The sequence below is a fragment of the Peptoniphilus olsenii genome (genome assembly GCF_040545475.1).
Taxonomy (GTDB): Bacteria; Bacillota; Clostridia; order Tissierellales; family Peptoniphilaceae; genus Peptoniphilus_A; species Peptoniphilus_A olsenii.
Genome location: NZ_JBEPMA010000003.1, coordinates 1 through 14,129, shown reverse-complemented (window position 1 = coordinate 14,129; position 14,129 = coordinate 1). Strand labels below are relative to the sequence as shown.

Sequence of the window (14,129 nt, the reverse complement as noted above, 5' to 3'; positions counted from 1 at the left end):
ATAAGGATTTTAAATGTGTTGCCTATTCTATTTTAGTAATATATAATGAATTGGCTAGGGAGGGCTAGATGAATCTCAAAAAACAATTTTTCAAATATGTATCGCCATCGATTATAGCGATGTGGGTATTTTCTATATATACAATAGTAGATGGTTTTTTTGTAGCAAACTTCGCCGGCACAAAAGAACTTTCAGCAGTTACTATCGTAATACCTTTTGTTAATTTTTTGTTCGCAATAGCAATTATATTTTCTGTAGGTTCCCAAACTATAATAGGAATATTTTTGGGCCAAAAAAAGAAAGACGATGCCAACAAAATTTTCACTTTTATTTTAATTTTTATACTGATTTTCTCTGTAATCTTGGCAATGTTTGCTATAATTTTCATTGATGAGCTGATTTTATTTTTGGGAGCAACTTCCAATTTATTTTCTTTGGCCAAGGATTATCTCAAAATAATTATAATATTTTCGCCATTTTATATTATTTCATATTGTTTTGAAGTGTTAGTAAAAGTTGACGGATATCCAAGAACAGCAATTATAGGTGCTGTTAGTGCTTGTCTTACGAATATATTTTTAGATTTTCTATTGATAGAAATATTTAAACTAGGAGTTAAAGGTGCCGCTCTTGCCACAGGCATTGCACAGGCATTATCTGTAATAATATTTTTAATCCACTTTAGACGTGGTTCAGGATATCTTAGATTTGACAAAATAAAAATGACAGGAAAAGAGATATTAAATACCTTAAAGAAAATTATCTCTTTCGGCTTTGGAGAATTTATAGCTGAGTTTAATACTGCAACTGTAGTATTTATATTTAATACTTTTATAATGAAATATCTAGCACCCGAATTTCTATCATCATATGCAGTAATTAATTACATGTCTATACTCGCCAACTCGACATTTCAAGGAGTATGCCATGGTACACTGCCTCTACTTAGTTTTTATCACGGATCACGTGAAACCAAAAAAAGTAGAACAATCATTAAATATGGATTTATATCAATATTTGTAATTTCCATAATTTTCTTCTCAATATCATTCTTTGGAGCCAAGACACTACTAAATGCATTCTTAGAAAACGAAGACAGAACTCTGTCGTCAATAAGACCAATGAGGGCATATGCACTGATGTTTTTCTTTGCAGGACACAATGTTTTTATAGCATCAATAGCATCAGCAATAGGAAAACCTAAATATTCAACCACAATAAATATAATGAGAGGAACAGTTGTACTTGTCTTGTCACTATATTTCGTAGTACATGTATTAGGCGTCAGATACCTGTTTTATGGAGCAGCTCTGTGTGAGCTAATAACTTTGATTACATCAATATATTTTCTAAGGATAATGAATAAACCGGCCACAATATAGTAGCCGGTTTTTAAATATAAAAATTCATTTAATAACAATCATTAAAATCATAAACATAAGACCTATATTCATGGGGTATCTCTTTAAAAAGATACGAAATCCCAACAATATCCGGTCCCACATGTGAAGCTATTATAGTTCCTACTTGCAAAGGAATATAATTATTAAAACCAAGTTTTTCTATTCTTTTTAAAAAATTAGTTAAAATAGAATAATCATCACCATAAACAGGAAACACAACATCATTAGTACCAGTCGTATTTTCCACAAGTATCTCACTCATTCTCTTATAGGCTTTATTCTTACCTCTAACAACCTCAGATAAAAAAATCTTGCCTTCTTCATCAACTTCCAATATCGGCAAAATATTTAAAATATCCGAAATTTTTGCTTTAGTCCTAGAAACTCTGCCACCACTGTAAAGATATTTTAAATCAAAAACAGTAAAAAGATGACCAACATTACTCACAAGAAATTTTGAAAACTCAATGAGCATATCAAAATCCATACCACTCTTGCTGGCCTTTGCCATATAATAAGTTACAAGACCATTGCCCACAGAAGCAGCAAGAGAGTCCACAATCTCCATTTTTACATTTGGATATCTCTCCCTAAGAGATCTAAGAGCCATAACCGCATTTTGATATCCACCACTCATGCCACTTGATAGAGTAATACAGATAAAATCAATACCACTTTTAGCATACTGTTCAAATTTCATTAAATAATCATAAGTAGTGACCTGACTAGTTTTAAAAATATGTCCATTTCTTTGAGCATCAAAAAACTCATCCATAGTAAAACTGACATCAATCAAATTTTGAAGCTCATCAACACTTTTTATATTTAAAATATCAATATCTAAATCAGTAATTATTTCATCGGATAAATCACATGAAGAATCCGCTATAATTTTAACAGTCATAAAATCCCCCAAAACTTTATACAATAATATTATAACATTAAAATATATTTTGGACTTGACAATTTATATGATTATAAAACTATAGGAAATATTAATTTATAGAATATATTTCTATCTTAGAATTACAAAAAATGCATTTTCACCAATTATTAGACAATACATACATTTTCTATTATGATATGTATATGGAAGAAAAATTTATGCGAAATGCACTGAGGCTTGCTCAAATCTCTTATAAAAGAGGTGAGGTACCAGTCGGTGCTGTAATTGTCAAAGATAATAGAATAATAGGATATGGTTTTAATAGAAAAGAGGAACTCAAAAATCCCATTGCACATGCTGAGATTTTAGCTATTCAAATGGCATCTAAAAGATTAAATTCCTATCATCTTGAAGACTGCGATATTTACGTCACTTTAGAGCCTTGTTTAATGTGTGTCGGGGCAATTCTTAATGCAAGAATTAAAAATCTTTATTTTGGTGCTTATAATAAAAGATTTGGTGCTTGTTGCAGCCATCAAAAAATAGAAAAACTCATAACGAATCATAAGATAAGTTATGAGGGCAATATTCTATCTAAAGATTGTGGTAGACTTTTAACATCTTTTTTTTCAAATATAAGAAATAAAGGCAAATAGAAATCCCATATTTTCTTGCAGATATTCTAATAAAATGCCATCATACATATTTTTTGTAAAAATTGCTACTGCTGTGCCTAGTAAAGCTCCTATTATTACATCGCTCGGATAATGAACAAAATGGTATATTCTTGAAAATGCAATCAGTGCTGCTATTATAAGAAAGATTATGCCCATTCCTTTAAAATAAAACGATATAGTCAATGCAGCTGCAAATGATGAGGAAGCGTGTCCCGATGGAAATGAAAAATCCTTCGGGTTTTTTATTAGAAGTTCTACTTTTGAAATCCATGACGGTCTTTTTCTTTTGAGTAAATTTTTTAATATTAAATTACAAACTATACCATTAAATATCAATGATAGTATTATGTTTACTGATGATATTCTATAGCCTAAATAAAATAAAATAAATGTTGTGATTAGCCAAATTGCCCCTCCTGTCCCCAAGTGAGTTATAGCAATCATATATGAGTTTAACCTTTTGTTACGAATTCTAAGTAAAAATTGTAATAATTTATTATCCATATCTAACCTCTAATTTCTCTAAGGACATTAAATTTTCATATAACTGTATATTCTATATTTTAGTTATAATATGAGTGTATAATTCATAAATAGATGTACTCTTTTTAATATACCCAAATTTTTTAGTCAAAAATTAAATAAATTCCGCAATTTTATTCATTAAATAAAAAATGGGCCTCTAGGCCCACAATTTTATCTTCTATTTTCTTCATCTACCCATTTTTTAGCTTCTTCTACTGCTCCTTCAGATGGAATTTCTACTCCAGTTTCAGGATCTTTGCCATCTTTTTTGTAATATACATCTCCATCAGGACGATTTTGTTCTATTACTTCTCTTTGTTGCTCTATATGTGCTCGGATTTGTCTTTTTTTGTCATCTGTTAGGGTTACTGATTCATCAATAAGTTTTTCCATTTTTTTAATATCTTCCATAAAATCATCTCCATTTAATTCTTTAAACAATAACTCCTTTATTCTATGATAGTACAAGTTTAAAAATTTTTCAATTTGCTTGTAAATATATAATAAGTAGAATAGATAGATTGAAAATCATTCTTGTAATTTGATTAGAATAAATCATAACTCTTATCAGAGTTAATAAATACATACCCATAATGTTCTTAAATTATGATAGAAAAATTTATTGTGGGTCAATTAAAATTTAATTTTATAATTTAATCATTATTGTCTATGTATATTTTATTTTTGTTCTTATAAAATGATATTTTATAAAGTGTTAAGGGTAAATATTAAATAACTGTGGTCAATGATAATTATATTACTTAATTGTAAATTTTTGTTTTAGAAGGTGTAATATGTTAAGAATAATATTTGACAACATAGGTGAGTATAGGAAATATGCTATATTGTCACCTTTTTTTGTTTTATTAGAGGTTGCTACCAATGTCGCAATCACTTTTTATATGACTAAAATTATAGATATTGGAATTATGACAAATTCATCAGCTGATGTTATAAAATATGGCGTTATTTTATTGATACTCGCTGCATGTTCTTTAGGTGCAGGTATTGCGTCAGGTTATTTAGCGACTAAATCTTCGGCTGGTTTATCCAAAAATATGCGCTATGCAATGTTTGATAATATTACTAATTTTTCTTTTGAAAATATTGATAAGTTTAAAAAAGGATCGCTCATCACTAGAATGACAACTGATGTACAAATGGTTCAAATGGCTTTTCAACTCTCTACAAGAATGGCCATTAGAGCTCCTCTTACATTGATACTTGCTCTTATAATGAGTTTTAGGCTTTCACCTAAACTTGTACCCTACTTTTTTATCATAATTTTAATAATCTCCATTGGAATGGGGATAATCATGACAAAATCTTATCCTATTTTTGAACGAGTTTTTAAAATAACAGACAAATTAAATACTGACGTTTCTGAAAACTTAGCTGCTATTAGGGTAGTTAAATCTTTTGTGGGCTGATGAAAATTTGACAGACGAGAAATTGAAAAAGGCATTATATATTGCAGCATGCGATGATTTTTTAGATCCCGAAAAAGATTTAGACAAAGTAGTACAAGCTGGTGGAGCAAATTTTTCTGGAGGTCAAAAGCAAAGGCTATGTATAGCAAGAGCTATTTTGAAAAATCCAAAGATTTTAATTTTAGATGATTCAACATCTGCTCTTGATAATAAAACCGAGAAAAAAATTATCAATGCTATAAATAATTTTAATCCCAATATGACTAAAATATTGATATCTCAAAAGATTAAATCATTACAAAATACAGACTATACTGTAGTTTTAGATAATGGCGAAATAGAAAATATTGGCACACATGATGAATTGCTCGAAAAGAGTGTTGTTTATTCTGAAATTAATTCAGTACAAGAAAAGGACAGTGATTTTGATGCGTGAAGAAAAACTAAAAACTAAAATTACCTCAAAAAAAATCTAGATGCCGCCAAAAAGCTACTGTCTTTTATTTTAAAAAGACATAAATTGAAACTTTTCATAGTAACACTTATGGTTATAATTTCTAGTCTTGCCACTACTTCTGTTTCTATATTTATGAGAATACTAATAGATAATTATATAATTCCATTAACAAAGGCAACAAATCCAAATTATGCTCCTCTGTTAGAAGTTATAATTAAAATGGCTATATTTTTGATGTTTGGTGTCTTTTGTGCTTTTATGTATTCTCGAATTATGGTGACAATATCAGAAGAAACTTTATTAGAAATAAGAAAAGATATGTTTACAAATATGCAGAAATTGCCTGCGAGCTATTTTGGTAGTAAGAGCCACGGTGATGTTATGAGTTATTATACAAATGATGTAAGAGCTTTAGGTCAGATGATAGCTAACTCATTTCCGTCTTTTGTGCAATCAATGATGACAATAATAATGGTACTTGTGGCAATGTTTAGTCAATCTTTTCTTCTGTCACTTGTAATTATTTTTACTATAGGTTTAAATTTAGTGATGATAAATGTAGTAGGAGGCAAATCTTCTCATTACTTCTTGACACAACAAAATTCCCTGGCAAAAACAACTGGATACATTGAAGAGATGATTAATGGGCTTAAAGTTGTAAAAGTTTTTAATAGAGAAGAAAACACATTAAAGGAATTCAAGAAAATTAACAATAATTTAGCCGACAATACAATGGTCGCCAATAGATTGTCCTTGTTTTTGTATCCATTGACTTTTGGAATAGGCAATCTACAATATATACTTTTTGCAATATTTGGAGGTTTAATGGCAATTAGTGACGACTTTGCAATCAGTGTCGGAATAGTAGTTTCATTCTTGCAGTTATCCAAAACTCTATCTGGACCAATGTCACAGCTTGCTGGAAATATAAATCAAGTAGTGCTCGCCATTGCAGGTGCCAGAAGAATATTTGAGTTTTTAGATGAGAAAGCTGAAGAAGATTTTGGTGTAGTTGAAAAAGTTCTTAAAAAAGAAAATGGAGAGGAGAAATACTATTGGCACAATACCCAAACTGGAGAAATGACAAAGCTTTCTGGAGACATCCGTTTCAATCATGTAAATTTTTCTTACGATGGAAAAAATTTAGTCTTAAAAGATATAAGCCTCTATGCAAAACCTGGCCAAAAAGTCGCTTTCGTAGGTGCGACGGGAGCAGGTAAAACTACAATAACGAATTTAATCAACAGATTCTATGATATAGATAGTGGCGAAATAACTTTTGACGGAATTGATATTAGGAAAATTAAAAAACCAGATTTAAGGTCAGTTCTCGGAATGGTTTTGCAAGATTCTCACCTATTTACGGGTACAATTGCAGAAAATATAAATTATTCAAACTACAATATAGATATGGATAAAACTGTTGAAGTTGCCAAGAAAACTAACGCTCATGATTTTATCATAAACTTAAAACACGGTTATGATACTATAATTTCTGGAGACTCCGATGATTTATCACAGGGTCAACAACAACTTCTATCTATAGCTCGTGCAGAAATATTTAATCCGCCCGTGATGATACTTGATGAGGCAACATCGTCTATAGACTCTAGAACTGAAATGATAGTACAAAATAGTATGGATGAAATAATGAAAGGAAGGACAACTTTTGTAATTGCCCACAGGCTTTCAACTATTATGAACTCCGATGTAATAATAGTACTTGAAAATGGAGAAATTGTAGAGAGGGGTAATCACGAAGATTTATTAGCACAAAATGGAGTTTATGCTAAATTATACACTGGTGGATTTGAGGAAAATAAATAATTGTAAGATTTAATTTAATATTTAAGAAAAGAAAAATGGCACTTTATTTATATTCAAGTGCCATTTTTTTGTTAATTATAATATTTAATTATAATTTAGTACATCAATGCTTCCATTGTTTTAATTAAACCTCTAACGTTAATTTGTGATGGTCTTGTTAGAAGCATTTCTTCATCAACTCTGTCAATTACTTGAGCAACTTCTTGTCTTTCATCGCCCATGCGTCTTGCTTTTCTCATTTCTCTTCTAAGTTCTTTTACTCTAGATATTTCAGATTTTGTTGCTTTTCTATCTTCAGAACTTAACGCTTCTGATACTGCTTGATCAAGTCTATCTGATAATTGATAGATTTCTGCAAGTGTTGCTTGGGGTCTAAGTCTAAGTCTTGTTACCTCACTTACTTCTCTGTCAAGTTTTTCAATAACATGAGTTGGTCTATCTTTTAATTCATTGTATTTCAAAAATCTCGCTTTGTGTAATTTTTCGTCTAAATCACTTCTCACATATAGGTTAGCTGTATCATTTAGAGCCATATCTGGATAAGATAATAATTTATCACGTAGTGCATCAAATTCTGCAATATATGCTTTCATGTCTGCTGATGTTGAGAATGGATTAACTGCATGCAATAGACCTACTGCAATATATTCGCCTATTTCTACATGTGCTGCATCAACTTTGTATCTAAGCTCTGTAGTGGCAAATCTTATTGCTCTACCCATTCTAATAAGGACTTCAACTCTTGTTGGAATTGTAGATAAATCATAAATATTTGCAAAACCAATTCCCTCTTGATTTTCAATATTCACATTAGGGTCAATTTCGAGGCTACCTTCTGTTGTTTGTAAATCTTCTGAATTAATTTTTCTTTCTTCAGCTTTAACTGATGCATCAATTCCACTTTCAAGTTCGTCTGCTTTTTGGTTAAATTCTTCGATTAGTTTCTTTTCTTCGTCATCTTTTGCTACAACATTGTTTACATCAGATCTTATGTTTTTGATTTTTTGTTTATAAACTGCTACATCATCAATTTCTAATTTTTCTTCAACTGGATCTGCATCGTCAATTAGCTCATTTGCAAAAACTGTAGTTGTTGAACTTGCAAAAATTGAAACCGCTAATATGAATGCCATTATTTTTTTAATTTTTTTCATTTAATATTCCTCCTATTTAATATGCCATTTGAAAGTCTGCTGTTTTATCTTTAAGTTTTACTGTTCCAGTAAAATCTTTTCTCCATAGAGCAAAGTCAAATCCGTTAAAAGATACTTCTACATATCCTCTGTTCATGAATGCTTTTTTAGTTACAACTTTATCTCCAGAAGTTACTGTAACTTCTACTGGTCCATTGTATTTATTTTCATTTTCAGTAGCTGAAATTTGAACTTTAAATATGCCGCCTTTTCTATCTGTTGTTTCTATATTTGTTATTTGATATTCACTTGCTTTTTGTGGATTTTTAATTACAATTTCAAACTCTTTTTCTATACCATTGTTTGAAATAACTTTAATTTTTGCATTTCCCGCTGCAATGCCATGCACTATTCCATTTTCATCAACTTGGGCAATTTCAGGATTTAAAGATTTGAAAGTTAGGCTCTTATCTTCAGCTCTTTCTGGAAAAACTAATACTCTTTTACCCAAATCAAATTCTTCACCAAGATTTAATTCTGCTCTTGGAATTGTAAATGAAATATCTTTGACATCTTTGTTGTCATTTTGAACAGGTAGTGGTTTTTCAGTGCCACCATTTTCTATATATAAATTATTAGTACCAGTAGACTCTAGCAATGGAAGTGAAGAGTACTCTCCTGGGTTTAGAACTGTAAGTTCAAATACACCTTTAACAGCAGTATCTTTAGATACACATTCAATTTTTACACTTCCTGTTTTTATTGGCACTATTTCGTTTCCAATAATTCTAACAACATATGGGTTTGATGAAGTCATTATATAATCTTTAATTTTCGCTTCAACTGGCAATATTACAGGGCTTAATTTAGTTTTTTTATCTAAATTAATTGCACCTTTATTACCTTCCAAAAATTCTACACTTTTAACTCTAATTTTTGGACCTGCAACTTTTTCAATTGCTTCAAGAAGAACTTCTTCTTGCGCATCTAATTCTCCACAAGTTACAGTTATTCTCCACCAAAGAGCAGCAGACTGAGAAATTACTTTGTTAAGTTCACGTGCTTGGAATCTTCTGCCAGATCTATTGGCTTCATTTCTTACTTTTCTTGCTTCTCTTATTGTTCTGTGATAGGCAGCTTTTTTATAAATTGTCGCTATATCTTCAGGTGACAAATCTGGATAAGATAATAATTCTTGTTCCAATACATCAAAATCAGCAATATATTCTAATATTGTAGATTCTGAAGCAAAAGGATTTAATGTGTGAAGTATCCCTACCATGATATATTCTGTCAATTTAGTATGTGCTGCAACAACTTTATTAGATAATTCTGTAGTACCAAATCTTATTGCTCTACCTATTCTAATTAATAATTGCACTCTTGCAGGAATGGAAGTTAAATCATAAATTCCTGATCCCTTTTGACGTGAAATTGTAGAACCTTGTTTAAGTTGTTGTTCAAATTCGTTAATTTCACCATCTAGTTTTTTTACTGCTTCGTCATACTTGTCGAGAACTTCTTTGTATTCTTTGTTCTCCTCATCCACTTCAATATCTGCTACAGCTTTTTGTGCCCTTAGCAAATCCTCTCTTACTGCTGAAATTTCAAGCTCTTGTTTTTCAGTGAGTTTACCCTCAAAATCATCCAATGAGTCATCAACTTCTAATTTATTGTCACTAGAAGCATCATTTTCTATCTCGATTTCCCCCACCAAAACATCAGCGTCCATTTCAAGTTTACTAGCATATACTGGTGTCATTGAGCTTTGTAGCATCAAGAAAGCCAATACTGCACTCATATTTTTAGTAAACTTCTTCATAAACATCCTCCTTTTTACTTAATAAATTTATATTTAGTCAACTAAATACCAAAATATTTTTATATATTTATTTAAATGCTTTTCAAAACATTAGATATAAGAAATTTTATAATCCAACTACTTCTTTTATAACAGCAGGAGATTTGCTATCTTTTGAAAATTCAAAAACCACATTTGCATTAATATCTCTAATTTTTATATTAGATTTGAAATTCGTTCTCCAAACTCCAAATTGTCCTCCATTATATTTAATTGAACACTTGCCTCTTGAAAAATACACTCTATTGTTCTTAGTCACAAAGCCGTATTTTTCACTACCAGCGACTGTTTCAATATTCGCTGGACCAGAATATCCTTTGCCATTTTCTTCGGCACTTACAGTTATAGTAAAAATTCCTGCGGATCTATCTGAAATATCTATATCAGTTATTTGAAGTTCCTTTTTTGAAAACTTTGGCAATACATTTACAACAACTGATTGCGAAATATTATTTACAGTCATCACCCTAATACTTGTCCTGCCAACTTGGTTCGCAGCAATAATCCCCTCTTCGGTCACACTTGCAATATCACTATTTTCAGATGAATAATGCAAATCTCTTTGAGTAGCTTTTTCAGGATATATATTTATCTTTTCAGACAAATCAAATACCTCATCTTGTTCAAGTGTAATCGAAGGAACAGTCACAGATAAATATCTAGGTAAAGACTCATCAATATTTGGTTTAGGCGGTTGTGGATAATTTGGATCGCCTGGCTTTGGTGGAATATAATCATTATCCGTCTCGACTTCCTGTTCACCTATTACTGGAATCTCAGGCATTTTATCAAACCTAAAATCTTTAGGAATGACTTTTAGATAAAATTTAGTTCTTATAACACCCCTAGAATTTTGTATTTCGGCATAAATATTTGCATTACCTGTCTTAAGTGGCGTAATCGTGCCATCATTATCAACTTTTACTATATCTTTCTCGTTGGTAAATAATTTCACTTCAGTATCATTAAAATCTTCAGGCAATACTTTAGTAGATAATTTACCGATATTATTTACTCTGATATATCCATTTTCACCCTCATTAAAAACTACATTGTCAGGTTCTTTTACTACATCAATATTAGGAATCTCTGGTACAATAACATCATTTTTAGGTACCTCTCCAGTAGTAGTTATTGCTTTTACACATACATTTGCATTTTGCAATTCTTTAGATAAATCAGTCCAAGCATCTCCTGTTGGTGAAACAAAAGATTGCCCTTCTTGAGCAGTCGCTTTGCTCGAATAATTTCTAATAGGAGCCTCAATTGCTAAAGGAAATTTGTAATCAGATTTGGTAGCATCCATATAAACAACTATTGCAAATTGTTCGTTCTCAAGAAGTTCATGCTCTCCAATATCTATCGTGTAATAGCCCGGATATTTTAAACTACCACTGGCAACTTCTACTTTTTCAGTTGAAAGTTGACTAGTCTTATTGACATTTTTTACAAGATAAATTTTATAATCTGTATGCATACTCACATTATAAAGCCCAACTTCATGAAGAGTTTCATTTTCTCTTGCTTTAAAAATATTTGCCATATATCCTTTTTTGTTATAACCAACCGAACGAGTAGCACCAAGAGGATCGTATTGATAAATTTTTCCCTTAGGGTCCATATTTTTGGGAACAAAAACAGCATTTGAAGTTCCTATATGATAATCTTCGTAAGAAACATAATAATAGCCGCCGTCCATATATTCAGTTCCCCAACTATTTTTACAAATCCATGCACCATTTTCATTTGGCCTTGAAGTGAATTTATTTCGTGAAAAATTATCATCCCAGCCAACAATAGTCACAGCATGATCAGCTGGCCCTCCATGTGCATTATAAAAAGAATTGTTGTTTTTATCTTCATAATATTTAGAAGAATTGACAACAGTATATACACCACCATATTTCATTATGGCAAGTTTTATTTCCTTAGTATCTTCAAAACCATTCACATCAGGAAGATAAATAACCTTGTCTATTTCCATGGATCTAACTAAACCTTCTGGCGAGAAACTAATTACCGGATCATAAGGATCGTCTATTTCACGCACTGGTCCTTTCCAACTAGCAAGATATGCAGTAGCTATATCTCTATTTCCGCCATCATTAGGTCCCCAATCAAAATCATGAGTATTTCGCATATGCTTTTCACTAAAATCATACTTGCCATACTTAGCCAAAATAGATTCCATAGAGCCATAAGTCGCAAAAGACCAACAAGAACCATTTAGCCCTTGACTTTTGACAGGACTCACCCTTTTTTCTTGTCTCAAATCATAAGTAGATGGAATATATTCTGACATGCTTCTAAGCCTAGTCTTAGTATAATTAAAATTAATATTAAGAGGTGACTCAATATTACCTGACTTTTGACTATCAAAAAAATCATCGAAAATAGGACTTACCTCTAAACTTCCCCCATCTTCATTTGCATCATCAAGAATATCTACATTCTCTAGACTAAGCTCAAGAATTGAAGATGATTTCACTTTTTCAGATTCATCACTTAATCCCATCGCATTTACAATAGTAATTGGTTCTAAGACAACCATAAAACAAAATAAAAATACCAATAAAATATTAAAACTTCTCTTCACTTTAATTACCTTTCCTTAAACTCTCTTTTAAACCATCTCTTCTAAAAATTAAAAATCTTCACAGGAATTTTGTATATAATACAAATACATGAAGATAAAAGTGCCACCTTAGCAAAATAAAATATATTATAAATCCATAAAAAATAGATATAACTTAGTAAAATAAATACTAAATTGAAAGTTAAAAATAATTCTAAAAAATCAAAAACAATATCAAATATAATTTCAATTCAAAAACAGAGTTAAATAAACGCATTTACCTAAACTCTATTTAAATACTAGAATTACAAAATATATTTTCTTGAAAACCAAGATGATTATACCACAAAAAATAAATATTTAAATAGGAAAACTTTTTTATACATGATTTTTACAATTCATTTTTTCTCAAATATATTTATTTTATATTTATAAAACCAATATTTGAAAATGTTTTATTCCAATATAGATATCTGCTCATATGATTGTTCGAAATAAATATTCAGCTGTTTTACGATGTTTAAGCATGATTGTTTTTAGTTCTCCTAATAAAACTATTGTACCATTTATTAATTAAAAAATTAATAATAATTATTTAATATTTAATAAATTATATATCAACATTTTAACATGCGATAAAATACATTACAAACATTTCCATAGCATGCTTACTTTCTCATGCTTTTATAAACCTAATTATTGTAAAAAAATATATACAAAAGATAGACAGTTGTAGGGGTTGTTGTCGTCTATAGACTTCAATTCTTACGAATTTTCTTTTGTGTATTTTAATAACAATAGCAAATCTTAAATGAAATCCTCTTATAGTGTCATCTCGACTAAAAAGCGTAGCGAACGCATGGAGAGATCTGCATGTGGAGAAGAGAATATGTAATGGTGAAATAAAAAATGTAGTGAAATAAGCATAAGAAAAGTCCCCTATTTATTCATACAGAACGACTCCCATACAGGCAGATTCCTCACTCTTCGAGTACACGGCGACTTTCGCCTCCTCACTCAAAATGACAGTTGTTGGACTTGTTTCTTCTTTTTGTTTTATTTTCCAATAAAAAACATTGTCAAGTCCATAATATTGTGTAAATTAATCTAGTACAATATTTAATTCTATCATTTGCCTTAGCTATCAAATAAATACTTAAAAGGTTCTGTCAAGGGATAAAGCGAAGCGTACCTTGACAGGTTCTTTTTAGTATTTATAATCTTTTAAGGCGAATGATAACTATCTAAAATTTAATATAACTTCTTTGAGTAGATATCCACTCTTCATTTATATCAATTAATATAGCTCCTATTAATCTTATTGCTGATTTTTCATTTGGAAATATACGTATTAC

12 protein-coding genes are annotated in these 14,129 nt (G+C 30.3%); 5 read left to right on the top strand and 7 right to left on the bottom strand.

From position 1 onward, the window contains the following. Window positions 1–68 precede the first annotated feature (68 nt). Window positions 69–1,382, top strand: coding sequence for an MATE family efflux transporter (locus ABID14_RS03395; RefSeq protein WP_354367148.1), 1,314 nt, complete (start codon window positions 69–71; stop codon window positions 1,380–1,382). Between the two features lie 28 nt (window positions 1,383–1,410). Here ABID14_RS03395 and ABID14_RS03390 read toward each other — a convergent pair whose 3' ends face one another. Further along, on the bottom strand, window positions 1,411–2,307 hold the full coding sequence (locus ABID14_RS03390) for a DegV family protein (RefSeq protein ID WP_354367147.1): 897 nt from the start codon (window positions 2,305–2,307) through the stop codon (window positions 1,411–1,413). 185 nt (window positions 2,308–2,492) lie between these two features. Between ABID14_RS03390 and ABID14_RS03385 the strand changes: the two genes are divergently transcribed. Continuing rightward, complete coding sequence (locus ABID14_RS03385) at window positions 2,493–2,945, top strand: nucleoside deaminase (RefSeq protein ID WP_354367145.1); 453 nt, start codon at window positions 2,493–2,495, stop codon at window positions 2,943–2,945. Here the strand turns inward: ABID14_RS03385 and ABID14_RS03380 are convergent. Together ABID14_RS03380 and ABID14_RS03375 are read right to left on the bottom strand one after the other, a co-directional pair. Further along, the gene (locus ABID14_RS03380; RefSeq protein ID WP_354367143.1) at window positions 2,919–3,470 is read right to left on the bottom strand and encodes a phosphatase PAP2 family protein; all 552 of its coding nucleotides are present in this window, start codon (window positions 3,468–3,470) and stop codon (window positions 2,919–2,921) included. The two genes, ABID14_RS03385 and ABID14_RS03380, sit on opposite strands and share 27 nt — an antisense overlap. A gap of 192 nt (window positions 3,471–3,662) precedes the next feature. Then, window positions 3,663–3,902 (bottom strand): CDIF630_02480 family spore surface protein, encoded by a 240-nt coding sequence (locus ABID14_RS03375; RefSeq protein WP_354367141.1) that lies wholly within the window; start codon window positions 3,900–3,902, stop codon window positions 3,663–3,665. Window positions 3,903–4,285: 383 nt separating this feature from the next. Here ABID14_RS03375 and ABID14_RS03370 point away from each other — a divergent pair, with 383 nt between their 5' ends. From ABID14_RS03370 to ABID14_RS03360, 3 genes are all read left to right on the top strand, one after another. Beyond that, window positions 4,286–4,921 (top strand): ABC transporter transmembrane domain-containing protein, encoded by a 636-nt coding sequence (locus tag ABID14_RS03370; protein ID WP_354367139.1) that lies wholly within the window; start codon window positions 4,286–4,288, stop codon window positions 4,919–4,921. Then, complete coding sequence (locus ABID14_RS03365; RefSeq protein ID WP_354367137.1) at window positions 4,911–5,357, top strand: ATP-binding cassette domain-containing protein; 447 nt, start codon at window positions 4,911–4,913, stop codon at window positions 5,355–5,357. The genes ABID14_RS03370 and ABID14_RS03365 overlap by 11 nt, the downstream gene beginning before the upstream one ends. Window positions 5,358–5,441: 84 nt before the next feature. Beyond that, window positions 5,442–7,205, top strand: coding sequence for an ABC transporter ATP-binding protein (locus tag ABID14_RS03360; RefSeq protein WP_354367135.1), 1,764 nt, complete (start codon window positions 5,442–5,444; stop codon window positions 7,203–7,205). A 95-nt stretch (window positions 7,206–7,300) separates the two neighbouring features. Here the strand turns inward: ABID14_RS03360 and ABID14_RS03355 are convergent, their stop codons facing one another. From ABID14_RS03355 to ABID14_RS03340, 4 genes are all read right to left on the bottom strand, one after another. Beyond that, on the bottom strand, window positions 7,301–8,359 hold the full coding sequence (locus tag ABID14_RS03355) for a CAMP factor family pore-forming toxin (protein WP_354367133.1): 1,059 nt from the start codon (window positions 8,357–8,359) through the stop codon (window positions 7,301–7,303). Window positions 8,360–8,375: 16 nt separating this feature from the next. After that, entirely contained in the window at window positions 8,376–10,160 is a 1,785-nt protein-coding gene (locus tag ABID14_RS03350) for a CAMP factor family pore-forming toxin (protein WP_354367131.1), read from the bottom strand. Between the two features lie 106 nt (window positions 10,161–10,266). Then, window positions 10,267–12,795 (bottom strand): lectin like domain-containing protein, encoded by a 2,529-nt coding sequence (locus ABID14_RS03345; protein ID WP_354367129.1) that lies wholly within the window; start codon window positions 12,793–12,795, stop codon window positions 10,267–10,269. Between the two features lie 1,223 nt (window positions 12,796–14,018). Continuing rightward, window positions 14,019–14,129, bottom strand: a 111-nt coding sequence (locus ABID14_RS03340) for a transposase (RefSeq protein WP_354367513.1), incomplete at its 5' end; no start/stop codon positions are given.